The organism is Ruegeria sp. HKCCD7559 (genome assembly GCF_013110575.1).
Lineage (GTDB): Bacteria > Pseudomonadota > Alphaproteobacteria > Rhodobacterales > Rhodobacteraceae > Ruegeria.
In genome coordinates, this window is the sequence record NZ_WVQU01000003.1 from 65,384 (window position 1) to 89,054 (window position 23,671).

A 23,671-nucleotide genomic window follows, 5' to 3' on the forward strand; every position below is an offset into this window, starting at 1 on the left:
CTGGACGTCGCGCAGGAATAGGATAGCGTGTGCACAAGTCACCCCGAGGTCTGGCCCGTGCTGCGATATTTCGTCATTCTGTTCATATGCCTTTCGCTCAGCGCCTGTGTCGACCGGACGGTGTCCGAGGTCGTGCCCGGTGCCGTGAACATCGGAACACCTGAAACCATCTTCGCAAGCACGACCCGCGCGCGTGAGGCCGATGGCTCCTATGGATTCCGACGCGGTGAAACGCTCAGGTTCCTGGAAACGACGGTTTCTATTCCACCCACACATACTCCGGGTACGCTCCGCTTCTCCTACGCGAACCCGAATCCGCGGAAAGAATTCGTTCTGGCGGACGTGACCGAGTTGGATGGACCGCAGGGGCTGCGCAAACACCTGCGAGGACAGGATGATGTCACGATCTTTGTGCACGGCTACAATTCGACCCAGACCGAAACGATCTTCCGCGCGGCGCAGCTGACACATGACATCGGCCTCCCCGGATCAACGCTGGTGTATTCCTGGCCCAGCCGCGCGACGGGCTATGGATATGCCTATGATCTGGACAGTATGCTGTTCGCCCGCGACGGGTTGGAACAGACCATCCGCGAACTGAAAGCCATGGGTGTCAAACGCGTTGTTCTGGTCGCACATTCCATGGGCGGTGCGTTGACGATGGAGATGATACGGCAAACCGAATTGCAGGAACCCGGCTGGGCCAAGCGAAACATCGAAGGGGTCGTTCTGATCTCGCCTGATCTTGATCTTGATCTGTTTCGATCGCAGATGAAACGTATCGACAACCCCCCCGATCCGTTCATCGTAATGGTGTCCCAAAAGGACAAGATTCTGAACATCTCGGGCCGCTTGCGTGGCACGGATGAGGGCCAGCGGTTGGGGAACATCAGTTCGGTTGACTCGCTCGAGGAATTCCCGATCAGCGTGATCGACACGACTGCTTTCAACAGTGACGCGGCATCCTCGCATTTCGTTGCCGCGACCTCTCCGGCTTTGTTGTCGATCCTCAACTCATTGCGGCGTGTCAACAATACCTTCGGGCGGGAAGACCGACCGGCCATTGATATTCTGGTACCTCCCAGCGAGCGCAATCCAGACGGAGCCACTGAAATTGTTCTGACGGAAACCGGGCAGGCACAGGTTACCACTCCGTGACGCGGTTCAAGCTGCGTCGGTATCTTCTGGACAATGCCACCTGGCTTGGCGCCGGCGTTCTTCTGACGTTTTTATCCAGCTTCGGGCAAACATTCTTCATCTCGATCTTTGCCGGTGAAATCCGCGCGGAATTCGGCCTCGGCCACGGTGCGTGGGGTGGGCTATACACATTGGGCACAACCCTGTCGGCCATCGTGATGATCTGGGCCGGAGGGCTGACGGATATCTTTCGCGTCCGGGTGCTGGGTCCGGCGGTTCTGGCTGGGTTGGCCCTAGCCGCCCTTGCCATGGCGCTGAATACCTGGCTGCTCCTGTTGCCAGTGGTGATTTTTCTGCTTCGCCTGCTGGGTCAGGGGATGAGCACACATCTGGCCGTGGTCGCCATGGCGCGGTGGTTTACGGTCACGCGGGGCAAGGCGCTTTCCATTGCATCCATCGGCTATGCCATCGGTGAGGCCCTGCTGCCCCTGATCTTTGTTGCGGCCATGGTTTACCTGGACTGGCGTTGGCTGTGGGTCGTCGCGGCGGGGATGACCGCCTTGGGAATTCCCGTTCTGTTGCGGCTGTTGCGCGAGGAACGAACACCGCAAAGCCTTGCCAGCGAATCCTCTGCCATTGGGATGCAGGGTCGCCACTGGAGCCGTCGCGACGTGCTGTTTGACCCCTTGTTCTGGTTCATGGTGCCCGCCGTGCTTGCGCCATCGGCATTCATCACCGCGTTTTTCTTCCATCAGGTCTATTTCGCCGAGGTCAAAGGCTGGCAGCATATCCAACTGGTCGCTCTGTTCCCGGTCTTTACCGGAGTATCACTGCTGTCGATGTTTGCTGCGGGCTGGGCATTGGACAAGTGGGGCACTGCGCGCATCATGCCATTCTATCAGCTTCCGATGGCGGTTGGGTTTGTGGTTCTGGGCATGACTGAATCAATCAGCGGCGCGACGATCGGGTTGGTGTTTCTTGGCCTGACGGTCGGAGCGAACAGCACGTTGCCCAGCGCGTTCTGGGCAGAATTCTATGGGACCCGGCATATAGGGGCCATCAAGGCGTTGGCTGCGGCTGTCATGGTACTGGGGTCAGCCATCGGTCCCGGTCTGACCGGCGTTCTGATTGACCTTGGTATCCCGCTGAGCGTTCAGTTTTTCTGGATTGGCCTGTTCTTCGTGCTGGTATGCAGCCTTGTTTGGGTCGGTATTTCCCGCGCCCGTCGCGACCTTTAACGCACGCGCCTGAGATACACGTAATACGCCCCGTCTCCGCCGTGGCTTATATGAGCCGGCGTGACCTGCATCACCGCCTGGGCCAGCGGTGGGATCGACAACCAATGAGGAACCTGATTTCGCAGAACACCGCGCGGCGTCGGAATCGGACCGGGCTCGTCCCGATCCTTGCCTTTGCCGGTCACGACCAGAACCAGACGCTTACCCTGTGCTTGCGCGCTCAGGATGAATCGGATCAGCGCCGGGTGGGCCGAAGCCACCCGCATACCGTGCAGATCCAGCTTGCCTTCGGGTTTCAGCTTGCCGCGCTTCATCCGGCCAAAGGCCTTGTTGTCCATCTGAACCGGTGCATTGCGCAACGCATCCGTCACCGAAGGCTTCAGGTCGTTCGGTTTCGGTTTCGACTGATGGGCCTGTCCAAGTTCGAATGCCTGAAAACGGGGTTTCGGCGTTTTCTTGGGCTTGGGTTTCGGCAAAGAGGTCGGATGGATCGTCTGCGGAATCTCGGGGTGCAGCCTCTCGGCCTGTTTGGCGACCTTGCGCCACAGCTCGATCTCTTCGCTTGTCAGTTTGCGCCGGGTCATCAGAATTCATCCGGCAACAGGGCATAGGCACGCTGGATGGGCAGCAACAGCACCATCCGACCCGGATCCTTCAGCTTACCCGCGGCATGACCGGCTTCGTCCCCCGTTCCGAAAAAGATATCGGCCCGCTGCGCGCCTTTGATGGCCGCACCTGTATCCTGCGCGATCATCAGGCGGCGGATCGGTTTCTTGCCGTCTTTTTCCACCCAAACCGGCGCGCCCAACGGGGTATAGGCCGGGTCAACCGCAATGCTGCGCATCGTGGTGACAGATCGGTTCATGGCGCCCAACGGCCCAAGCTCGGGCGCGACACGTGAAACTTCGCGGAAAAACACGTATGAGGGATTGTGGAGAAGCAGTTCCGCGCCGGCCTCGGGGTTCTTGCGCACCCAGGCGCGGATCATCTGCGCGCTGACCTCATGCGCGCCAAGAATGCCGCGCCGCACCAGTTCCACGCCAATTGACCTGTAGGGATGCCCGTTCGCACCGCCATACCCGACGCGCAAAGCGCCGCCATCCGGCAATCGAACGCGGCCCGAACCCTGGATTTGCAGAAAAAACAACTCTACGGGGTCATCGACCCAGGCAATCTCAAGCCCGCGGCTCTGCATGACATCACCGGTCAGGATTTCTCGTCGGCTCAGCCAGGGCCCCTCAGCGCGGGCCTCGGGCGGCATCTTGTAGATGGGGTATTTGAAACGATCCGTCCGGGTACGCGCACCATCAAGTTCGGGTTCGAAATACCCCGTGAACAGGGCATCCTCACCATCCTCGACCAGAACAGGGCGAAAAAAGAGCTCAAAAAACGACCGTGCCGCTTCGGCATCATAGGTTCTTGCCACACCGCACAGGGCCCGCCAATCGGGATCCTTCAGATCCCCGCAGGTGTTCAGAAAAACGGACAGGGCTGCACCGTGGTCATCCTCGGCCCAGCCACGCAGATCATCGAACGACAGAATGGATCGCGTTGCCTCGGCCCCGGCAGCGCTGGCAGTGGTCATTGCACCCACCAGTAAAAGCGACCGGAGCGTGGCAATCATGCGTCCGTGGCAACAAGCAGCCAGTTCGGATCGTCCTTGCCCATCACACGGGCAAAGGTCCAGCTGTCCTTTTGGCGTTTCACGGTGTTGGGGCTGCCTTCGACGATATCGCCACCGCGATCCCGCACGACCGAAGTCAGTTCACCCACGAATTTCATGGTGATCTCGGCCTGATTGGTATCCTTGTCGAATTTCACATCCGTCAGGGTCGTCTCTCGGACACCGATGAACTCGGCCTCGATCGTCAGGCCCTGATCTTCTCGTGCGGCGACGCCCGCAACGAAGGATTCGAAAACTTCTTCCGACAGGAATGGCTGGATCTCGTCCAGGTTGCCCTTCTCAAACCCCATCACGATCATTTCATAGGCACCGCGGGCACCCTGAACAAACTCGGTGACGGAAAAACCGGGTTCAACGCGTTTCATCGCCGCCAGCGTCTGTGCCAGCTCGCTGTCTTCCGGGACATGGTCTGTGATGTCATGATCCGGGCCGCCTTCGATCACTTCGAAATCGCGGCGCGACTTATGCGCTTCGGGCTGCTGCTGCACAGGTGGTTTCTCAAAACCTTCACGCGTGCCCAACACGCTCTTGAGGCGCAGGATCAGGAAAACGGCAATTCCGGCCAGGACCAGCAACTGGATCATGGGTTCGTTCATTTCATCCTCTTTTCAGAACCGCGGCTTTGTATACGCGGCCTCATGCCACTATGTAGGTGACCGTAGGTGGCAAGTCCACAGCCCGGCCTAAGGGAAAGGATAACGCAAATGTATCTGTTCTTGGCATTTTTGTTGGTGCCCATCATCGAGATCGCGCTGTTTATTCAGGTTGGCGGGTTGATCGGCTTGTGGCCAACCCTTGCCATCGTAGTGCTAACGGCGGTTTTGGGCACTGTTTTGGTGCGGACACAAGGTCGCATGGCGTTGGGAAACCTGCAACGGTCGTTTGCCGAACTGGACGACCCGACCGAGCCGCTGGCCCATGGTGCGATGATCCTGTTGTCGGGCGCTTTGTTGCTTACACCTGGATTCTTTACTGATGCCGTTGGATTTGCGTTGCTTGTTCCCGGCGTGCGGGTCGCGGTTTTCAGGTATCTCAGATCGAAAGTCACCGTTACCCAGTTTCAGATGGGTCAAGGCCCCGGTTTTCAATCTCGCGGAAACCCGTTCGATCAGGGTGACATCATAGATGGTGACTTTACCGAGGTCCGCCCGAAAAATGATCCGTCAAAGCCGTCTAAATGGGTGGAAGGCCCCCACCGGCATTGAGGTGCCGCGCCCAACTTGATAAGCAGTGGCGAATTTCATTTTTGGAGTAGATCCATGGCCGAAGAAAAAGCTGCAGAAAACACTGCGGCCAAAGCCGCCCCGCAAGTTCAGATGCGCGTTCTGGGGCAGTTCATCCGCGACATGTCCTTTGAGAACGTGATGGCCCAGAAGGGTGTTTCCGGTGACGTACAGCCCGAAATCGCGGTTCAGGTGAATCTGGACGCCAAGAAGCGCCCGGCTGACCACCAGTTCGAAGTGTCGATCAAGCTGAACCTGACATCCAAAGCCAAGGGCCTGGAAGACGTTCTGTTCCTGTGTGAACTGGACTATTGCGGCCTGTTCCACGTGGAAGGTGTGCCGGAAGACCAGCTGCACCCGTTCCTGATGATCGAATGCCCGCGGATGCTATTCCCGTTCCTGCGCCGCATCGTCAGCGACATCACTCGCGACGGCGGTTTCCCACCGGTGAATCTGGACAATATCGATTTCGTCGCCCTGTACCGCAACGAATTGATGCGTCGTCAGGCCGAACAGTCCCAGAAGACAGACGCCTGAGGGTTTGGCCCGTGCCTGACGGGTTCAGGTGCGGGTCCACAGGGCATTGTCGCCCAGTTTTTCTATGAATGCATCATGTGCCGCGCGTTCATCCTCGGTAATACGAGACGGCAGTGGCGTTGCTCGTGGTGCCGGTCGCCAATCATCGCTGCCGCCTGCCACGGATGATGCAGATGTTGACAGTCCAAAATCGGGCTGTCGTCCTCCGATCAGCTCAAGATAAACCTCGGCCAGGATTTCAGAGTCGAGCAACGCGCCGTGCAGTACACGGTTCGAGTTGTCGATATTGAAGCGACGGCAAAGCGCATCCAGTGAGGCCGGAGAGCCGGGAAACCGTTTGCGCGCAATTGCCAGCGTATCCAGCGCCTGTTCCATCGGGATGAGCGGGGCACCCATCCATTTCAGTTCGGCATTCAGGAACTTCATGTCGAAAGATGCATTGTGGATCACCAGCCGCGCATCGCCGACGAATTCGCGAAAAGCGTGACCGATCTTGGCAAAAACCGGTTTGTCTTTCAGCGTCACTTCACCCTTTTCGGGCGGGCGTGGGTTTTCCAACAGGTCCGGGCCGATGCCATGCACGCCAAATGCCTCTTCCGGCATCGAACGTTCGGGGTTGATGTAGACGTGATACGTCTCACCCGTTGCGACGTGGTTCCACAGTTCAACGGCGCCGATTTCCACGATCCGATCACCGCTTTCGGGATCGAAACCCGTGGTTTCGGTGTCGAGTACAATTTCACGCATCTGCCATCCCCGCCCGTATCTGCCTGACCACATCCTGCACCTGCGCGCGGGCGTGGTCCAGCGTGTCGGTCACGATGACGTAATCCGACCGCGCGCATTTTTCTTCATTCGGCATCTGCTTGGCGCGGATTTGCTCGAACTGCGCCTCGGTCATTGTGCCCCGTTCCATGACACGCCGCTTTTGCTCGTCGGCCGGGATCGAAACACAAGCCACCGCGTCCATCGCCGCGTCACCGCCCGTTTCAAACAGAAGCGGAATGTCGAACACCAGGATGTCACGTGTCGCGCAATCACGAAATGCCGCGCGGTCAGCAGCGACCAGAGGGTGGACGATGGCTTCGATGGCCTTCAGCGCAGCAGGATCGGCGGCAATTATCTGTTTTAGCGCCTCCCGGTTGACCGCACCGTCCTGAATGGCCGACGGAAACAATCGTTCCATGGGGCCAACGGCCGCGCCCCCCCTGGAATACAGGCGATGCACCGCCGCGTCCGCATCCCACAAGGCACAACCTTTTTCGACGAACATCTGCGCCGTTGTGCTTTTCCCCATGCCGATAGAACCGGTCAGGCCAAGCGCGAAACTCATGCCAAGGCCGCCGCACGTGCATCAGCATCAACTTCGGGGCGCACGCCGAACCAGCGTTCGAAACCGGGCACTGCCTGATGCAGCAACATGCCCAGCCCATCGACTGCGGTGCATCCTGCCTGTTCAGCGGTTTGCAACAGGCGGGTTTTCAATGGCGCATAAACCAGATCCGTCACCACGGCACCGGGCTGCAACCCATCAAGCGGAACCCGCAATTCCGGTTGGCCCTGCATGCCCAACGAGGTGGTGTTCACCACGAGTTCTGCGTTTTCGATGACATTTCCGGCCTGAACCCAATCCACCACGCGGATACGTTGACCGAATTCCTCTTTCAGATGATCCGCACGGGCGCGGGTTCGGTTGGTCAGCAGGATTTCCGGAACACCCGCGTCAGATAATGCCTGCAACACGGCGCGCGCGGCCCCTCCGGCCCCGAAGACAACAGCCGGTCCGTCCTTTGCATTCCAGTCCGGAGCACCAGTGCGAAGATTCTCCATGAACCCGTACCCGTCAGTGTTATCCGCGTGGATCGAGCCATCTTCACGAAACACCAGAGTGTTCGCCGCACCTATCACTGTTGCGCGGTCAGACGCATGATCCGCGATCTTCAAGGCGGCTTCCTTGTGGGGAACGGTCACATTGGCGCCGACAAAACCCGCCCTGGGCAGGGTGCGCAGCACAGTTTCCAGGTCGGCGGGTGCCACATCCATCGGGATGTAATGACCGGCAAGACCGTATGTCTTCAGCCAATGACCATGCAGTTTGGGGGATCGTGAGTGACCAATGGGATGTCCAATCACACCGGCCAAAGGAACCCGATAGTCCGTCATTGATCGATTACCCCTTTGACAGCCAGAAAGTTGAGCAGCTCCAACAGGGGCATACCCAAAACGTTAAAATAGTCGCCGTCAATGGTGGCGAACAGGCGGACACCTTCTTCCTCCAGCTTGTAAGCTCCGACGGCGTGGCGGATACTGTCCCAGTTTCGCGCGACGTAATCTTTCAGATAGGCGTCGGAACTGGCCCGCATCCGCAATCGTACCTGCCCCACATGCCGCCAGACCGGCTGAGCATTCTGATAGATCACCGCTGCGGACAAAAGCATGTGACGCTTGCCTCGCATGGCTTTCAGCTGGGCCAACGCCTGTTCGGGGGTTTCCGACTTTGACATCAGCTGACCGTCAAAATCCAGAACCTGATCGCATCCCAGGACCATGGCACCGGGATTTCTGTCACTGACCTTCCGCGCCTTCATTTCTGCGAGTGTATCGGCAATGTCCCGTGGTGATGCGTTTTCAGCCAGCAGGGCACGTTTGGCCGTCTCTTCATCCACGCGCGCGGTTTGAACCACAAACGGTACGCCTGCATTTTCAAGCAGCTGCGCGCGAATGGCGGACCCGGAAGCAAGAAGAATGGGGACAGACATGTGGAAAACCCCGTGCGCAAATCATTGAGAGTTCAGGGGTGCTTTGTATGGTTTTCCGGTTGACACGCAACCCCGGGGATTTCGCGCCAGAGATCCCAGAGTCGCTCAAATCTCATCCCGTCCGGACAAGGATAAGTCGGTTTCTCTGGAAAACCCCGATATCCCAAATTCTCCTACCAGTTATCCCCAAGCGGAACAAGGAATACTGTTATTAAACTATTGATTTTAAATAATAAAAATATCAGCCAACAGAATCGCCTGAAAAATTCCGTGCTCTGTCCACCTGGGGAAAACACTTGTGTAAAAAAGTAATCCACGGATTTTACTCACCCTACAAAACCATCATCCTTTTTCTTTTCTTATTTTTTTATTAGGGAGGGTCCCGAACAACGCCCGGAGCCGAAATGACCGATCTTCTGTTCACTTTGTACCCATGGGTGAAGTCACTCCATATCATGGCGGTGATTTCGTGGATGGCCGGCCTGTTCTACCTGCCCAGGTTGTTCGTCTATCACGTCGAAAAGGCGCAGGCCGTCGAAGGCGCACAGGACATTTTCTTTGAAATGGAAGAAAAGCTGCTGCGTGTGATCATGAGACCCGCGATGATCGTTGCGTGGGTTTGTGGTTTGATCATGGTGTTCACGCCGGGCATCGTGGGATGGGATTGGAGCTGGCCTTGGGTCAAGGGCGCTGCCGTGATCGGCATGACCTGGTTTCATCACTGGCTGATGGCGCGACGCAAGGATTTTCTGGAAGGCCGAAACACGCTCAGTGGGCGACAGTTTCGCATGATGAACGAGGTCCCGACCGTTTTGATGGTTGCCATCGTTCTAGCGGTTGTTCTGAAGTTCTGAGGGCATGTTTGACTCCGCCCCTCACTGCGCTTATGAAGGGGTCAACACGCCCGTCCGGGCGGCGTATCTTCCATACTGAAATTCCACTTCGTGCCGCGCTGTCAGCGGTGAAGGTATATATCATGACAACCGAATCCCTGAATCTTGCTGACCTGAAAGCCAAAAGCCCCAAAGACCTTCTGGCGATGGCCGAAGAGCTGGAGATTGAAAACGCCTCGACCATGCGCAAGGGCGAGATGATGTTCCAGATCCTGCGTGAACGCGCCGATGAAGGCTGGACCGTTGGTGGCGATGGCGTGCTTGAAGTGCTTCAGGACGGATTCGGCTTCCTGCGCTCGCCCGAGGCGAACTATCTGCCCGGCCCGGATGACATCTACGTCTCACCCGAGATGATCCGCCAGCACTCATTGCGGACAGGGGATACCGTGGAAGGCGAGATCAAAGCCCCGGATGAGAATGAGCGCTATTTCGCGCTGACAAAGGTGACCAAGATCAACTTCGAAGACCCGGAAAAGGCCAGGCACAAGATCCTGTTCGACAACCTGACGCCGCTTTATCCGGATGAGCGGCTGAAGATGGAGATCGAGGATCCGACCATCAAGGACAAGTCTGCACGGGTGATCGACCTGGTCGCGCCGATCGGCAAGGGCCAGCGGTCGTTGATCGTGGCGCCGCCGCGCACCGGTAAGACGGTGATCCTGCAAAACATCGCGCACTCGATCGAGCGCAACCACCCGGAATGCTACCTGATCGTCCTGCTGATCGACGAACGCCCCGAAGAAGTCACCGACATGCAGCGTTCGGTGAAGGGCGAGGTGGTATCCTCGACCTTTGATGAACCCGCGACGCGCCACGTGGCTGTGTCGGAAATGGTCATCGAAAAAGCCAAGCGTTTGGTCGAACATAAACGAGATGTTGTTATTCTTCTTGATTCGATCACAAGACTTGGTAGGGCATTTAACACAGTGGTCCCATCCTCGGGTAAAGTTCTGACCGGTGGTGTGGACGCAAACGCCCTGCAACGGCCCAAGCGTTTCTTTGGCGCGGCGCGGAATATTGAAGAGGGTGGCTCGCTGACGATCATCGCAACCGCACTGATTGATACCGGCAGCCGGATGGACGAGGTCATCTTTGAAGAATTCAAAGGTACTGGTAACTCGGAAATCGTTCTGGATCGCAAAATCGCGGACAAGCGTGTGTTCCCGGCCATCGACATCCTGAAATCCGGCACGCGGAAAGAGGACCTGCTGGTCGACAAGGGCGATCTGGCCAAGACCTTCGTTTTGCGGCGTATCCTCAACCCGATGGGCACGACCGACGCAATCGAGTTCTTGTTGTCCAAGTTAAAGCAGACAAAGACAAACAGCGAATTCTTCGATTCCATGAACACCTGACACTGGTCTTTAACTCTAGCGAGGCCTTCGAATGGATACGATATTCGCCTTGGCCAGCGCGCAGGGCAAAGCCGGGGTGGCGGTCATCCGCCTCTCGGGTCCGGACTCTCATTCAGCTGCGGCGCGCCTGACGGGTGGTGCGCTGCCAAAGCGTGGCATGGTCCTGCGCACTCTGACCGATCATGGCGGAGCACGTTTGGACGACGGATTGGTCTTGACCTTCCAGGCCCCGGCCAGTTTTACCGGTGAGGACGTGGCCGAGCTTCAGATTCATGGAAGCACCGCCTCTGTCAACGCCGTTCTGCGTTGCCTGTCGGATACGGAAGGATTGCGCATCGCTGAACCGGGTGAATTCACACGACGGGCGCTGGAAAACGGCAAGATGGACCTGACTCAGGTCGAAGGCCTGGCCGATCTAATCGATGCAGAAACGGAAGCACAACGTAAGCAGGCTCAGACCATTCTGGCGGGCGAGCTGGGCACGTTGGCTGAACGGTGGCGTCGGGATTTAATACGGGCTGCGTCCCTGTTGGAGGCTGTCATCGATTTTGCGGATGAAGAAGTTCCAACCGATGTGACGCCGGAAGTGCGCGAGCTGATCCAAGGCGTCATGTCGGACCTTCATCGCGAAGCAGATGGCGTCAAGATTGCCGAGCGAATTCGTACAGGGTTCGAGGTTGCGATCGTCGGCCTTCCAAATGCGGGAAAATCCACTCTTTTGAATGCTTTGGCAGGCCGTGAGGCGGCCATTACTTCGGAATATGCCGGGACCACGCGCGATGTGATCGAAGTTCGAATGGATCTGGCTGGTTTACCGGTGACCTTGCTGGATACGGCAGGCCTGCGAGAGACCGAAGATCATGTCGAAAACCTGGGTATCGAGCTTGCGCGCAGCAGAGCAGAGGCCGCCGACCTTCGCGTTTTCCTGTCTGAAACACCGAAGGACCTGGGGGTGGAGATGCGGGAAGATGATATACATGTTTTGCCCAAAGCAGATCTTAGAGGGATCGGGGAAAAGGGTGTTTCAGGGAAATCTGGCCAGGGAATAGATGCGTTAGTAGACCAGATATCGTGTGTTTTGCGCCAGCGAACCACTACCCATGGTATTGCAACTCGGGAACGTCACCGCATTGCAATCACCAGAGCATTGGACTCACTCACATCTGCAATCTCGGTTCTGGAATCAGGCCCAGACCTGTATGATATAGCGGCAGAGGAGCTGAGAACCGCCATACGCGCCCTTGAATCCTTGGTGGGCAGAATTGACGTGGAAACTCTGCTGGATGAAATCTTCTCCAGCTTCTGTTTGGGAAAATAAGGAGTGTTTCACGTGAAACATTCGAAGTTTGATGTCATCGTCATCGGCGCAGGTCACGCCGGAACCGAAGCCGCTCATGCATCAGCCAGAATGGGTGCTACAACTGCGCTGGTGACGCTGTCCGCAACGGACATTGGCGTCATGTCCTGCAATCCAGCGATTGGCGGTTTGGGGAAAGGCCATCTTGTGCGTGAGATTGACGCTTTGGATGGCGTCATGGGTCGGGTGGCGGATCAGGCGGGCATTCAGTTTCGATTATTGAACCGTCGAAAGGGGCCCGCCGTTCAGGGGCCGAGAGCGCAGGCGGATCGCGCCCTTTATCGTCTTGCCATGCAACAGGTAACGGAGAAGCAGGATAACCTGTCCGTCGTTGTCGGCGAGGTTGTCGATTTCCTGATGAACGGCGAAAAGGTTGCAGGTGTTGTTCTTTCCGATGGATCAGAACTTTCCGCGCGCGCCGTTATTTTGACGTCCGGTACGTTTCTAAGGGGCGTCATCCATATCGGTGACGTGTCTCGCCCAGGCGGGAGAATGGGGGATCGGCCTTCCGTCAAACTGGCTGAGCGGTTGGATGGATATGATCTTCCCATGGGGCGATTGAAAACCGGAACACCACCGCGTCTGGACGGGCGGAGCATTGATTGGTCCGATCTTGAAAGGCAGGACGGCGACGATGAACCAACCCTGTTTTCTTTCATGTCGAAATCCGTTGTCGCGCCCCAGATTTCTTGTGGAATTACGCATACAAATGCGCGAACTCATGAGATCATTGCGGCGAATCTTTCGAAATCTGCCATGTATGGCGGTCACATCGATGGGGTAGGCCCGCGTTACTGCCCTTCGATCGAAGACAAGATCGTACGCTTCGCCGACAAGGAATCGCATCAAATCTTCCTTGAACCCGAAGGGGTCAACGACCACACAATCTATCCGAACGGCATATCGACATCTCTGCCCCAGGATGTTCAGCTGGACTACGTGCGGTCGATCAAAGGCTTGGAAAATGCAGAGATTCTGCAACCGGGATATGCAATCGAATACGACTATGTTGATCCGCGCGTCCTGAGTGCTTCTTTATCCTTGCCGGCTGTTCCCGGACTATATCTAGCGGGCCAGATAAATGGGACCACAGGATATGAGGAAGCTGCGGCTCAGGGCATGGTGGCCGGACTCAACGCGGCGTTAGAGACCCAAGGGCGGGAGCCTATCCATTTTACACGATCCGACAGTTATATTGGCGTAATGATCGACGATTTAACAACTCGAGGAGTTGCCGAACCTTACCGCATGTTCACGTCACGCGCGGAGTTCCGGCTATCTCTGCGTGCCGACAATGCTGATCAACGGCTGACTCCGCTTGGTTTGGAATTGGGGTGCGTCGGAGAAGGGCGCAAGGTTCAGTTCGAAGATAAAATGAACCAACTTGAGAGTGCGAAGTCAAAGCTGACGGAACGCACTTATACGCCTAAGGAAGTTCTCGCTGCCGGTATAAACGTTAATCAGGACGGAAACCGAAGGGATGGGATGGCAATTCTGGCGTTTCCCGATACCTCATTTGAAGATTTGTTGCCTCTCGTTCCTGATTTGCAGGACGTTGACCCAAAGATCAGGCTTCAAATCGAGAGGGACGCCTTGTATGCCAACTACATTGCCAGACAAAAGCGGGATGTCGAAGCAATGAAGCGGGATGAATCCTATGTTATCCCGAATGAGTTCGACTATTTTGCCTTGGACGGCCTGTCTTCGGAGATGAAACAGAAGCTGTCGCAAGCGAAACCCGCCAATATCGCTCAGGCAAGCCGTGTCGAGGGCGTTACTCCGGCAGCGCTGACGCTCGTTCTGGCAAAACTGCGCCGGGATCAAAGAGCTCGTCAGGCATGATGGTTGATTATTCGAAGTTTGAAGACCTGAATGTTTCACGTGAAACATTCGATCGCCTCGTGACCTATGTTGATCTGGTGAAGCGTTGGAATCCTAAGATCAACCTCGTGTCTAAGAACAGTTTGGAGCATATCTGGGATCGGCATATACTTGATTCGGTGCAAGTCTATCGGTGCGCTGACAGGTTTGACACTTGGGCAGACCTGGGAACCGGAGGCGGATTCCCTGGTATGGTCTGCGCCATCATCGCTGCGGAAGAAAACCCAGGCGCTGCATTCAATATGATCGAGAGCGACCAGCGGAAATCAGCTTTCTTGCGCAGTGTTGCGCGGGAATGCGGCATAAAATGCACGGTGATCTCAAAAAGGATTGAATCGGTTGATCCTTTGGCTGCAAGCATAATTTCTGCTCGAGCACTGGCTGACTTGCGCACCCTGTTGTCCTTTTGTGACAGGCATTTACACACCAACGGGACAGCGTTGTTGCCCAAAGGCGCAAATTGGAAAAAAGAGCTGGAAGACGCACGTGAGGAATGGAATTTCGAGGCTGAGGCGATTAAAAGTTTAACTGAACCTCAAGCCGTTATCCTTAAGATAAATGGAGTATCACGTGGTTGATTTGTCTCGACCTTCAGGGCCTCGGATAATTGCTGTTGCCAATCAGAAGGGCGGGGTCGGAAAAACAACCACAGCGATCAACCTTGCAGCAGGATTGGCCGAATCCGGGTGTCGGGTGCTGGTGGTTGACCTTGACCCGCAGGGGAACGCTTCGACAGGTTTGGGTGTCGAAGATCGAGACTGGACAACTTATGATTTGATCCTCGACGACGCGCCATTGGAAGCCGTCGTTCAGGAGACTGAAATCGAAGGTCTTTTCGTTGTTCCGGCGACCGTTGATCTGAGTTCCGCCGATATTGAACTGATCTCCAACGAAAAACGCAGCTATCTTTTGCATGATGCTTTGAGGCAGCCAGCCATAGATGCGTTTGAACTGGATTTCGTGCTTATCGACTGCCCGCCATCCTTAAACTTGTTGACCGTGAATGCAATGGTTGCTTCGCATTCGGTGCTTGTTCCGCTGCAGAGCGAGTTCTTTGCTCTTGAAGGGCTTTCACAACTGATGCTGACGATTCGAGAGGTCCGCCAAACGGCGAATCCAGATCTGAGAATCGAAGGTATTGTGTTGACCATGTATGACAACCGCAACAACTTGTCCCGTCAGGTTGAAAAGGACGCGCGTGACAATCTGGGTGAGATGGTCTTTAAAACGAAGATACCCAGAAATGTGCGGGTCAGCGAAGCGCCGTCATATGCGCTGCCTGTTTTGCAATATGACTCGGGATCGCTTGGGGCCATGGCCTATCGGCATCTTGCTCGTGAGATCTTGCACAAGAACAATAAGACCGCTGCCTGAGCGGGAACGAGGAGGGCGACATGAGCGCCAAAAAAGCAAAGTCCAGAGGTTTGGGGCGGGGGTTGTCTGCCCTTATGGCGGATGTGAATCCTGAATCAGAAGGCCGGATTTCAACGGATGCACGCAGACCGGATCTGAAAGTCCCGATTGAAAAGCTGAAAGCCAACCCCAACCAGCCGCGCCGGACATTCATGCCCGAGCAGTTGGACGAGCTGGCAGCGTCGGTTAAGGAAAAAGGTATTATTCAGCCGTTGATCGTTCGCTCGACGGGGTCCGATGAATACGAAATCGTCGCGGGGGAACGCCGTTGGCGCGCGGCACAGATGGCGCAGCTGCATGATATCCCGGTGATTGTGCGTGAATTCGATGATACGGAAGTGTTGGAAGTTGCGATCATCGAAAACATCCAACGCGCGGATCTGAACGCGGTGGAAGAGGCCGCCGGCTACAAGCAGTTGATGGACCGGTTTGGTCACACACAGGAAAAGCTCGCCGAGGCCCTGGGTAAAAGCCGCAGCCACATCGCAAATCTTTTGCGGCTTCTGTCCTTGCCGTTGGATGTTCAAACCCTTGTTATTGAAGGAAAATTATCTGCGGGCCACGCCAGGGCGCTGATTACGGCGGTAAATCCGTCGGAACTTGCGAAACAGATCGTCAAGGATGGCTTGTCGGTGCGCGCAACCGAGGCTCTGGTCAAAAAACAGCAGCAAGGTACTGCCGAGCGTTCTGCGCCGCGCTCCAGAAATCTGGATGCTGGAAAGGATGCAGACACACGTGCGTTGGAAAAAGACCTTTCCGCGATCCTGGCGATGAAAGTTTCAATCAATCACAAGGCCGGAACGGAAACGGGACAAGTTGTTCTGACCTACGAAAACCTGGATCAGCTGGACGACTTGTGCGCCAAGCTCAGCCGTTAGGCCGTGACCAGATAAAGATCATGACACCGCCCAGTACAACCGCCTGAATGATCAACACAAAAGGCGGTGCTGACAACAAAACAGAGAGTCCAAAAACGGCGGCGATCGAGACGGTTGCCGCCTTTTTTGCGGCTGGTCGAATGGCACCGGAACTTTGCCAATCAAGAATCAGTGGCCCAAAAAGGTTATGGGTCACAAGCCAATTGTGCAGCCGCGAGGATGAGCGGGCGAAGAAAAACGCGGCAAGCAGAAGAAAAGGCACCGTTGGAAGAAGGGGCAGGACAACTCCAACAGCCGCCATAGCAACACAAAGCAATCCCAGTCCGGCCCAAAGATACTGCATGCTCAGTCCAACAGCTCCCGGATGACTGCGTTCAATACGGCGCGCCCGTCTGATGTGGCGATGAGGCGCCCGTTGCTGCGCCGAACCATGTTGATGTCGGTCAAATGATCTATGGCTTCAGAAGGAAGAGAGCGGCCAGACAAGGCTTGCCACCTGTCCATATCTAGTCCCTCAGTAATTCTCATACCCATCATAAGGTATTCATTTGCCTGATCTTCAAGGGGCAATGCGCTGCGGTTCTTTTCACCATTGCCTTGATTCGCGGCATCAAGCCAACGCTGGGGGTTCAGATAGGTTTCGGTCGCGTATTTCCGACCATTCAGGGTAATCCTCCCATGGGCGCCGGGGCCGATGCCCACATAGTCGCCATACCGCCAGTAAATCAGGTTGTGCTGCGATTCTGCGCCCGGTCGGGCATGGTTCGAAACTTCATAGGCCGGCAAGCCATGTGCTTCGCAGATTTCCTGTGTGGCCAGATACATGTCGGCGGCACTGTCATCTTCGGGCAAGCCGCGTAACTTACCGACGGCGTATCGATCGCCAAAGGCCGTCCCGTCTTCGATCGTCAATTGATAGAGCGACAGGTGGTCGATGGCCATCGATAGCGCTTGGGTCAGTTCCTCTTGCCAGGCGTCCAGTGTCTGGTGTTGGCGCGCATAGATCAGGTCAAAGCTGACCCGGTTGAAACAGTTGCGGGCGATGTCAAAGGCGGCGCGGGCCTCCGCCGCGGTGTGGATGCGACCCAGCCGCCTCAGGTCTTCGTCATTCATTGCCTGAATGCCCATCGAAACCCGGTTCACGCCCGCATCGCGATAGGCGGCGAACCGCCCGGCCTCGACCGAACCGGGATTGGCCTCGAGCGTGATTTCCATGTCATTGGCGGGCCGCCACAGGGCGCGGGCGGTGTCGATCACGGCGGCCACGGTCTCGGGCGCCATCAGTGACGGGGTGCCGCCGCCAAAGAAGATCGTGTTCAGAACCCGGTCGGGCGTTTCGGCAGCAGATCGCTTGAGTTCGGATAGATAGGCGCTAAGCCATTGTTTTTGATCAATATTTTTGGAAACATGGCTATTGAAGTCGCAATAGGGGCATTTGGCCTCGCAAAAGGGCCAATGCACATACAGGCCAAAGCCCCCGTTGCGCCAATCATCCGCCAAAGCAGCCTTTCACGAACATTTCCACCGCGCGACCGCGATGGCTGATCTTGTTCTTTTCCCAGCGATCCATCTCGGCAAAGGTAATGTCGTAGCCGTCGGGGACAAACATCGGGTCATAGCCGAACCCATCCTTGCCGCGGATCGGCCAGACCAGATGACCGGGCGCGACGCCTTCGAACACTTCGTCGTGCCCGTCGGGCCAGGCCAGAACCAGAGTGCAGCGGAATTGGGCCGTGCGAGGGTGCGGCGCGTTTTTTGCTTCGAGCTCATCATGGGCGCGAGTCATGGCCATCAGAAAATCGCGGCCATTTCCGGTTTCGGCCCAGTCGGCCGTGTATACACCCGGCGCGCCGTTCAGCGCGTCGATCGTGATCCCGGAATCGTCCGACAGGGCGGGAAGTCCGGTGGCCTGTGCGGCGGCGTGGGCCTTGATCCGGGCGTTGCCGACAAATGTGTCTTCAGTCTCTTCCGGCTCAGGCAGGTCCATCACGGCCGCGCCCACGACCGTCACGCCAAAGGGCTCGAGCAGATGGGTCATCTCCTCAAGCTTGCCTTTGTTGTGGGTGGCGACCAGCAATCTGTCGCCGTCGAACTTGCGGGTCATGCGGTGGCGGCCTTTTGCGCGGCCGCCAGTTCGGAAACGCCTTTTTCCGCCAGATCCATCAGTTGATCCATTTGGGTGCGGCTGAAGACCGAGCCTTCGGCGCTCATCTGCACTTCGATCAGTTTGCCGGATCCGGTCATGATGAAGTTGCCGTCGACGCCGGCTTCGCTGTCTTCCGGGTAATCCAGATCCAGAACCGGTTGACCGGCATAAATTCCGCAGGACACAGCTGCTACAGGGTCCACTAGGGGGTCCGAGATTACATCGCCCGCTTTCATCAGCTTGTTCACCGCCAGACGCAGCGCAACCCAACCGCCGGTGATCGAGGCGCAGCGAGTGCCGCCATCGGCCTGAATCACATCGCAGTCCACGGTGATCTGACGTTCGCCCAATGCAACTCGATCCACACCGGCGCGCAGGGCGCGGCCGATCAGGCGTTGGATTTCGACCGTGCGGCCCCCTTGTTTGCCCGCGGCCGCCTCGCGCCGCATCCGCGTATTGGTGGCACGGGGTAGCATGCCGTATTCGGCTGTGACCCATCCCAGGCCCGAGCCCTTGATAAACGGCGGCACGCGATCTTCGATCGTAGCGGTGCACAGAACATGGGTGTCGCCCATTTTGATCAGGCAGGAACCTTCGGCATGTTTCGTGACTCCCGTCTCGATTGAAACGGCGCGCATTTCACTTAAATCTCTTCCAGAGGGTCGCATCGGAATTCCTTTGTTTGCTGGGTTGGGGATAACGCCCCGCAGCGTTACGATGCAACCCCGATTGACCTTTCATTTGCCTGCTATTTAATGACGAACGAGCAGGGGACCACGGATGAGCGAAGCGAGCAAGATTCTGGACGAGATGAACGACCGGTCACGCGAAGTGTTCCGGCTGATTGTCGAGAGCTATCTGGAAAGCGGAGAGCCCGTCGGCAGCCGTACTTTGACGCGTACGTTGTCAGAAAAAGTCAGCGCTGCAACTGTCCGCAATGTGATGCAGGATCTGGAGTTTCTGGGCCTTCTGGATAGCCCCCATGTCAGCGCCGGCCGAATCCCGACGCAGCAAGGCCTGCGAATGTTTGTGGACGGATTGCTTGAGGTCGGTGACCTGGGTGCCGATGACCGGCAGAAACTGGAGCAGACATTAGGCTCTAACACGGGTGATGTTGGTGGAATGCTGGACCGTGTCGGCTCTGCCTTGTCTAACGTGACACAAGGGGCCTCGCTGGTTCTGACGCCCAAGCATGAATCGGAAATCAAACATATCGAATTTGTTTCTCTGGGCCATGATCGGGCTTTGGTGGTTTTGGTTTTCTCGGACGGACATGTGGAAAACCGGCTGTTCACGCCGCCGCCTGGGCAAACACCCAGTTCCATGCGCGAGGCCGCGAACTTCCTGAACGCACTTATCGAGGGACGGACACTCAGCGAAGTGCGGCGGCAAATGCAGACGCAGATCGATGCGCGCAAGCAGGAAATCGACACTCTGGCCCGTGAGATGGTCGAAAGCGGAATGGCCGTTTGGGACGGAGACGGAAGCGACTCGGCCCGTTTGATCGTGCGCGGGCGCGCGAATCTTTTGAACGAACCCGGTCAAGCCGAGGAACTTGACCGCATCCGCACCCTGTTCGATGACCTTGAGCGCAAGCGAGACATCGCCGAATTCCTTGAATTGACCGAGGAAGGCGAGGGTGTGCGCATTTTTATCGGGTCTGAGAACAAACTTTTCTCACTTTCGGGTTCCTCTTTGGTGGTGTCTCCTTATATGAACGCTGATCGAAAGATAATCGGTGCGGTGGGGGTTATCGGACCCACACGTCTGAATTATGGGCGGATCGTACCGATCGTGGATTATACGGCGCAACTGGTCGGCAAGCTGATATCCGACCGGAGCTAGAGGGTAAAAGATGGCAGAGCCGAAGAACGAAGATTTTCTGGACGATATCGCAACCGCCGAGGCCGAAGAGCTGGCCGAAGAGCTGATGGATATCAGCGAAGAAGAACTGGAACTGGACGCGCTGCGGGCCGAACGGGATGACTATAAAGACAAGTTCATGCGCGCGCTGGCGGATGCCGAAAACATGCGCAAGCGCAGCGACAAGGCGCGCCGCGATGCGGAACAGTATGGCGGATCCAAGCTGGCCCGCGATATGCTACCCGTCTATGACAACATGAAGCGCGCCCTGGAAGCTGCGACGGATGAGCAGAAAGAAGTGGCTGCTGGTTTGCTGGAAGGCGTCGAATTGACCATGCGCGCCTTGAAGGACGTGTTCCAGAAGCACGGAATCGAAGTGATCACACCCGAAGTGGGCGACCGGTTTGATCCGAACGTGCATGAGGCCATGTTCGAGGCGCCTGTCCCCGGAACCAAGGCAGGAGACATCATTCAGGTGTCCGCCGAAGGGTTCATGTTGCACGATCGTCTGCTGCGCCCGGCACAGGTGGGCGTGTCGTCAACCCCGGCAAGCTGAAACGCGCCCAAGGGCGCGTGCCTTCGGCGAGAGTATTTGGGAAAAGATGAAGGGGCGGTCAGGATCTGGCCGCCTCTTTCAGTTTGTAGATCAGATCGAGGGCCTCGCGCGGGGTCAGTTCGTCCGGCAGGATCTGGTCCAGCATATCGGTGACTGGCGACGCTTTCGGGACCGGCTGCGGCGGGGGCGGTGAGGCGGAAAACAGCGGCAGATCGTCGATCAGCGCCTTCTGCTTGCCGCCCTCGCGTTCAGTTTTCTCCAACTGGTCCAGAACCACGCGGGCGCGTTCGACCACGGATGCGGGAAGCCCGGCCAATTGCGCGACCTGCACGCCATAGGAGCGGTCGGCGGCGCCCTTGTGGACCTCGTGCAGGAATATCACCTCGCCGTCCCATTCCTTGACCGCGACGGTGGCGTTTTCGACGCCTTCCAGTTTACCGGCCAGCGCGGTCAGCTCGTGGTAATGCGTGGCGAAAAGCGCGCGGCAGCGGTTGGCGGCGTGCAGATGTTCCAGCGTGGCCCAGGCGATGGACAGGCCGTCATAGGTGGCGGTGCCACGCCCGATTTCGTCCAGGATCACCAGCGCCCGGTCATCAGCCTGGTTGAGGATGGCGGCGGTTTCCACCATCTCGACCATGAAGGTCGACCGGCCCCGCGCCAGATCGTCGGACGCGCCTACGCGGCTGAAAAGCTGGCTGACCACGCCGATATGCGCCTGCTCGGCCGGGACGTAGCTGCCCATCTGGGCCAACAGGGCGATCAGCGCATTCTGGCGCAGAAAGGTCGACTTACCGGCCATGTTCGGACCGGTAAGTAACCAGATGGCGGCGCCGTCCTCGGCGCTGAGGTTGCAGTCATTGGCGATGAAGGCATCGGCTGATTGCTGGCGCAGCGCGTGCTCGACCACAGGGTGGCGGCCCGCGACGATGTCGAAGGCGCGCGATCCGTCCACCTGCGGGCGGCACCAGTTCTCGCCCCGCGCCAGATCGGCCAGCGCGGTGGTTAGGTCCAGCTCGGCCAGCCCGCGCGCGGCCTGATTGATGCGGGCAGCCTGCGCCAAAATCTTGTCAGAAAGCCTTTGATAGAGCCGCTTCTCGATCTCCAATGCCAAATTGCCGGCGTTCAGGATGCGGGTTTCGATCTCGCTGAGTTCAACCGTGGTGAACCGCACCTGGTTGGCGGTGGTCTGACGATGGATATAGGTCTCGGAAAATGGCGGGTTCAGCATCTTCTCGGCATGGGTGGCCGTGGTTTCGATGAAATAGCCCAGCACGTTGTTGTGCTTGATCTTCAACGAGGCGATGCCGGTATGTTCGGCATATTTCCGCTGAAACCCGGCAATGACCGAGCGGCCTTCGTCCCGCAGGGTGCGTGCCTCGTCCAGTTCGGAGTCGAAACCCGGCGCGATGAAGCCGCCATCGCGCGCCAGCAGCGGCGGGTCGGCGACCAGCGCCTGATCCAGCAGGTCGAGCAGATCGTCAAAGCCCACAAGGTTCTGCACCGCAGTCGCCAGCAGCACCGGCAGGTCCTGACCTTCGCAGATTTCGGAAATTGCCTGCGCCTGCGCCAGCCCGTTGCGGATGGCGGCCAAGTCGCGCGGGCCGCCTCGGTCCAGCGACAGGCGCGACAGGGCGCGGTCCAGATCGGGAGTTTTGCGCAGAGCCTCGCGCAGGTCCGATGCGATCAGGCTGTCTTCAGCCGCAAAACTGACCGCGTCCAACCGTCCGTGAATAACATCGAGGGTACGCGAAGGGCTGGACAGGCGCTGCTCCAGCAACCGTGCGCCGCCGGGCGTGACCGTACGATCCACCACGGATAACAGCGATCCGGCGCGCCCGCCGGACAGGGATCGAGTCAGTTCCAGATTGCGACGCGTGGCGGCGTCGATTTGCACAACACGGTCCTCGGATTCCTTGAGTGGTGTTTGCAGCAGGGGTAGTTTGCCTTTTTGAGTAATCTCCAAATAGCCAATCAAGGCACCCATCGCCGATACTTCTGCGCGCCCGAAGGACCCGAACGCGTCCAGAGCATTCACATGAAACAATCCGCAGATGCGTTTTTCCGCCGCAGTGCTGTCGAAGCTGGCTCGTCCAATTGGTGTCAGCGAAATTCCCAGATCTCGTACCGTTTCCTGCAAAGGCTGTTCCACCCCGTCGGCCACGATCAGCTCGGATGGGGCCAGCCGGGCCAGCTCGGGGCTCAGCCGGACCGAGGTCAATGGCATCACGTGAAACGCCCCGGTTGAGATATCTGCCCAAGCCAGCGCGGCCTCGTCGCGCACCTCGGAATAGGTAGCCAGAAAATTGTGACGACGGGCTTCCAGCAGGGCATCCTCGGTCAGCGTACCGGGTGTCACCAGTCGCACGACATCGCGCTTTACGACTGATTTAGAGCCTCTTTTCTTCGCTTCAGCGGGGCTTTCCATCTGTTCGCAGACAGCGACGCGGAACCCTTTGCGGATCAGTGTCAGCAAATACCCTTCGGCGGCGTGAACCGGCACGCCACACATTGGAATGTCAGTTCCGTTGTGTTTGCCGCGTTTGGTCAGGGCGATGTCCAGCGCCTCGGCGGCGTTCACGGCATCCTCAAAGAACATCTCGTAGAAATCGCCCATGCGATAGAACAGCAGGGCATCCGCGTGGGCCTCTTTGATTTCCAGGTATTGCGCCATCATCGGCGTGACGTTGGACAAGGCTGCTCCCCTCTGGCGTATTCCGGCGCGACCTTACAAACCCGGCCCCTGCGACGAAA

At 57.5% G+C, this 23,671-nt stretch carries 25 protein-coding genes; 13 read left to right on the top strand and 12 right to left on the bottom strand.

What is annotated here, in order from left to right; all coding sequences use genetic code 11:
* Window positions 1-27: 27 nt before the first annotated feature.
* Window positions 28-1,158, top strand: coding sequence for an alpha/beta hydrolase (locus GS605_RS10815; RefSeq protein WP_371807752.1), 1,131 nt, complete (start codon window positions 28-30; stop codon window positions 1,156-1,158).
* The gene (locus GS605_RS10820; RefSeq protein WP_171723996.1) at window positions 1,155-2,375 is read left to right on the top strand and encodes an MFS transporter; all 1,221 of its coding nucleotides are present in this window, start codon (window positions 1,155-1,157) and stop codon (window positions 2,373-2,375) included. Before GS605_RS10815 ends, GS605_RS10820 begins: the two co-directional genes overlap by 4 nt.
* Here the strand turns inward: GS605_RS10820 and GS605_RS10825 are convergent.
* The 3 genes from GS605_RS10825 to GS605_RS10835 are packed head-to-tail and all read right to left on the bottom strand — an operon-like array spanning window position 2,372 to window position 4,655.
* The gene (locus tag GS605_RS10825; RefSeq protein WP_171723997.1) at window positions 2,372-2,959 is read right to left on the bottom strand and encodes a Smr/MutS family protein; all 588 of its coding nucleotides are present in this window, start codon (window positions 2,957-2,959) and stop codon (window positions 2,372-2,374) included. The two genes, GS605_RS10820 and GS605_RS10825, sit on opposite strands and share 4 nt — an antisense overlap.
* A complete protein-coding gene (locus GS605_RS10830; protein ID WP_171723998.1) occupies window positions 2,959-3,999 on the bottom strand; it encodes a murein transglycosylase A in 1,041 nt (346 codons plus the stop codon). The genes GS605_RS10825 and GS605_RS10830 overlap by 1 nt, the downstream gene beginning before the upstream one ends.
* The gene (locus GS605_RS10835; protein ID WP_152459622.1) at window positions 3,996-4,655 is read right to left on the bottom strand and encodes a Tim44/TimA family putative adaptor protein; all 660 of its coding nucleotides are present in this window, start codon (window positions 4,653-4,655) and stop codon (window positions 3,996-3,998) included. Before GS605_RS10835 ends, GS605_RS10830 begins: the two co-directional genes overlap by 4 nt.
* 108 nt (window positions 4,656-4,763) lie before the next feature.
* Between GS605_RS10835 and GS605_RS10840 the strand changes: the two genes are divergently transcribed.
* On the top strand, window positions 4,764-5,264 hold the full coding sequence (locus tag GS605_RS10840; RefSeq protein ID WP_171723999.1) for an FxsA family protein: 501 nt from the start codon (window positions 4,764-4,766) through the stop codon (window positions 5,262-5,264).
* Between the two features lie 54 nt (window positions 5,265-5,318).
* On the top strand, window positions 5,319-5,819 hold the full coding sequence (gene secB, locus GS605_RS10845; protein ID WP_152459620.1) for a protein-export chaperone SecB: 501 nt from the start codon (window positions 5,319-5,321) through the stop codon (window positions 5,817-5,819).
* Window positions 5,820-5,843: 24 nt separating this feature from the next.
* On the opposite strand, the gene dnaQ is transcribed toward secB, so the two are convergent.
* Genes dnaQ through GS605_RS10865 form a run of 4 tightly spaced genes read right to left on the bottom strand, consistent with a single transcriptional unit; the run spans window position 5,844 to window position 8,578 of the window.
* Window positions 5,844-6,566 carry a DNA polymerase III subunit epsilon gene (gene dnaQ / locus GS605_RS10850; RefSeq protein ID WP_171724000.1) on the bottom strand — a complete coding sequence of 241 codons (723 nt, stop codon included), beginning with the start codon at window positions 6,564-6,566 and terminating at the stop codon, window positions 5,844-5,846.
* Entirely contained in the window at window positions 6,559-7,152 is a 594-nt protein-coding gene (coaE, locus tag GS605_RS10855) for a dephospho-CoA kinase (protein ID WP_171724001.1), read from the bottom strand. Before coaE ends, dnaQ begins: the two co-directional genes overlap by 8 nt.
* On the bottom strand, window positions 7,149-7,982 hold the full coding sequence (locus GS605_RS10860; protein ID WP_171635358.1) for a shikimate dehydrogenase: 834 nt from the start codon (window positions 7,980-7,982) through the stop codon (window positions 7,149-7,151). The genes coaE and GS605_RS10860 overlap by 4 nt, the downstream gene beginning before the upstream one ends.
* Window positions 7,979-8,578 carry a nucleoside triphosphate pyrophosphatase gene (locus GS605_RS10865; protein ID WP_171724002.1) on the bottom strand — a complete coding sequence of 200 codons (600 nt, stop codon included), beginning with the start codon at window positions 8,576-8,578 and terminating at the stop codon, window positions 7,979-7,981. Before GS605_RS10865 ends, GS605_RS10860 begins: the two co-directional genes overlap by 4 nt.
* A 404-nt stretch (window positions 8,579-8,982) precedes the next feature.
* On the opposite strand from GS605_RS10865, the gene GS605_RS10870 reads away from it, so the two are divergent.
* From GS605_RS10870 to GS605_RS10900, 7 genes are all read left to right on the top strand, one after another.
* Window positions 8,983-9,432, top strand: a complete 450-nt coding sequence (locus GS605_RS10870) for a CopD family protein (RefSeq protein WP_171171524.1) — start codon at window positions 8,983-8,985, stop codon at window positions 9,430-9,432.
* 122 nt (window positions 9,433-9,554) lie between these two features.
* Window positions 9,555-10,826, top strand: coding sequence for a transcription termination factor Rho (gene rho, locus GS605_RS10875; RefSeq protein WP_171635359.1), 1,272 nt, complete (start codon window positions 9,555-9,557; stop codon window positions 10,824-10,826).
* Between the two features lie 31 nt (window positions 10,827-10,857).
* Window positions 10,858-12,144: a tRNA uridine-5-carboxymethylaminomethyl(34) synthesis GTPase MnmE gene (gene mnmE / locus GS605_RS10880; protein WP_171724003.1), complete on the top strand. Its 1,287-nt coding sequence runs from the start codon at window positions 10,858-10,860 to the stop codon at window positions 12,142-12,144.
* Window positions 12,145-12,156: 12 nt separating this feature from the next.
* Window positions 12,157-14,025 carry a tRNA uridine-5-carboxymethylaminomethyl(34) synthesis enzyme MnmG gene (mnmG, locus tag GS605_RS10885; RefSeq protein ID WP_171724004.1) on the top strand — a complete coding sequence of 623 codons (1,869 nt, stop codon included), beginning with the start codon at window positions 12,157-12,159 and terminating at the stop codon, window positions 14,023-14,025.
* Window positions 14,025-14,642 (top strand): 16S rRNA (guanine(527)-N(7))-methyltransferase RsmG, encoded by a 618-nt coding sequence (rsmG, locus tag GS605_RS10890; RefSeq protein ID WP_371807756.1) that lies wholly within the window; start codon window positions 14,025-14,027, stop codon window positions 14,640-14,642. Before mnmG ends, rsmG begins: the two co-directional genes overlap by 1 nt.
* A complete protein-coding gene (locus GS605_RS10895; RefSeq protein ID WP_152459610.1) occupies window positions 14,635-15,438 on the top strand; it encodes a ParA family protein in 804 nt (267 codons plus the stop codon). The genes rsmG and GS605_RS10895 overlap by 8 nt, the downstream gene beginning before the upstream one ends.
* A gap of 20 nt (window positions 15,439-15,458) precedes the next feature.
* Complete coding sequence (locus GS605_RS10900) at window positions 15,459-16,355, top strand: ParB/RepB/Spo0J family partition protein (RefSeq protein WP_171724006.1); 897 nt, start codon at window positions 15,459-15,461, stop codon at window positions 16,353-16,355.
* Here GS605_RS10900 and GS605_RS10905 read toward each other — a convergent pair.
* The 4 genes from GS605_RS10905 to rph are packed head-to-tail and all read right to left on the bottom strand — an operon-like array spanning window position 16,345 to window position 19,169.
* Window positions 16,345-16,698 carry a YbaN family protein gene (locus tag GS605_RS10905; protein WP_171724007.1) on the bottom strand — a complete coding sequence of 118 codons (354 nt, stop codon included), beginning with the start codon at window positions 16,696-16,698 and terminating at the stop codon, window positions 16,345-16,347. The two genes, GS605_RS10900 and GS605_RS10905, sit on opposite strands and share 11 nt — an antisense overlap.
* 2 nt (window positions 16,699-16,700) lie before the next feature.
* Window positions 16,701-17,855, bottom strand: a complete 1,155-nt coding sequence (gene hemW, locus GS605_RS10910; protein WP_171724008.1) for a radical SAM family heme chaperone HemW — start codon at window positions 17,853-17,855, stop codon at window positions 16,701-16,703.
* Complete coding sequence (rdgB, locus tag GS605_RS10915; protein ID WP_171724009.1) at window positions 17,845-18,459, bottom strand: RdgB/HAM1 family non-canonical purine NTP pyrophosphatase; 615 nt, start codon at window positions 18,457-18,459, stop codon at window positions 17,845-17,847. Before rdgB ends, hemW begins: the two co-directional genes overlap by 11 nt.
* Window positions 18,456-19,169 (bottom strand): ribonuclease PH, encoded by a 714-nt coding sequence (rph, locus tag GS605_RS10920; RefSeq protein WP_171635367.1) that lies wholly within the window; start codon window positions 19,167-19,169, stop codon window positions 18,456-18,458. The genes rdgB and rph overlap by 4 nt, the downstream gene beginning before the upstream one ends.
* A 112-nt stretch (window positions 19,170-19,281) precedes the next feature.
* Here rph and hrcA point away from each other — a divergent pair, with 112 nt between their 5' ends.
* Together hrcA and GS605_RS10930 are read left to right on the top strand one after the other, a co-directional pair.
* Window positions 19,282-20,346, top strand: coding sequence for a heat-inducible transcriptional repressor HrcA (gene hrcA, locus GS605_RS10925; RefSeq protein WP_152459604.1), 1,065 nt, complete (start codon window positions 19,282-19,284; stop codon window positions 20,344-20,346).
* Between the two features lie 10 nt (window positions 20,347-20,356).
* The gene (locus GS605_RS10930) at window positions 20,357-20,920 is read left to right on the top strand and encodes a nucleotide exchange factor GrpE (RefSeq protein WP_171116719.1); all 564 of its coding nucleotides are present in this window, start codon (window positions 20,357-20,359) and stop codon (window positions 20,918-20,920) included.
* 58 nt (window positions 20,921-20,978) lie between these two features.
* Here GS605_RS10930 and mutS read toward each other — a convergent pair whose 3' ends face one another.
* Window positions 20,979-23,594 (bottom strand): DNA mismatch repair protein MutS, encoded by a 2,616-nt coding sequence (mutS, locus tag GS605_RS10935; protein ID WP_171724164.1) that lies wholly within the window; start codon window positions 23,592-23,594, stop codon window positions 20,979-20,981.
* Between the last annotated feature and the right edge of the window lie 77 nt (window positions 23,595-23,671).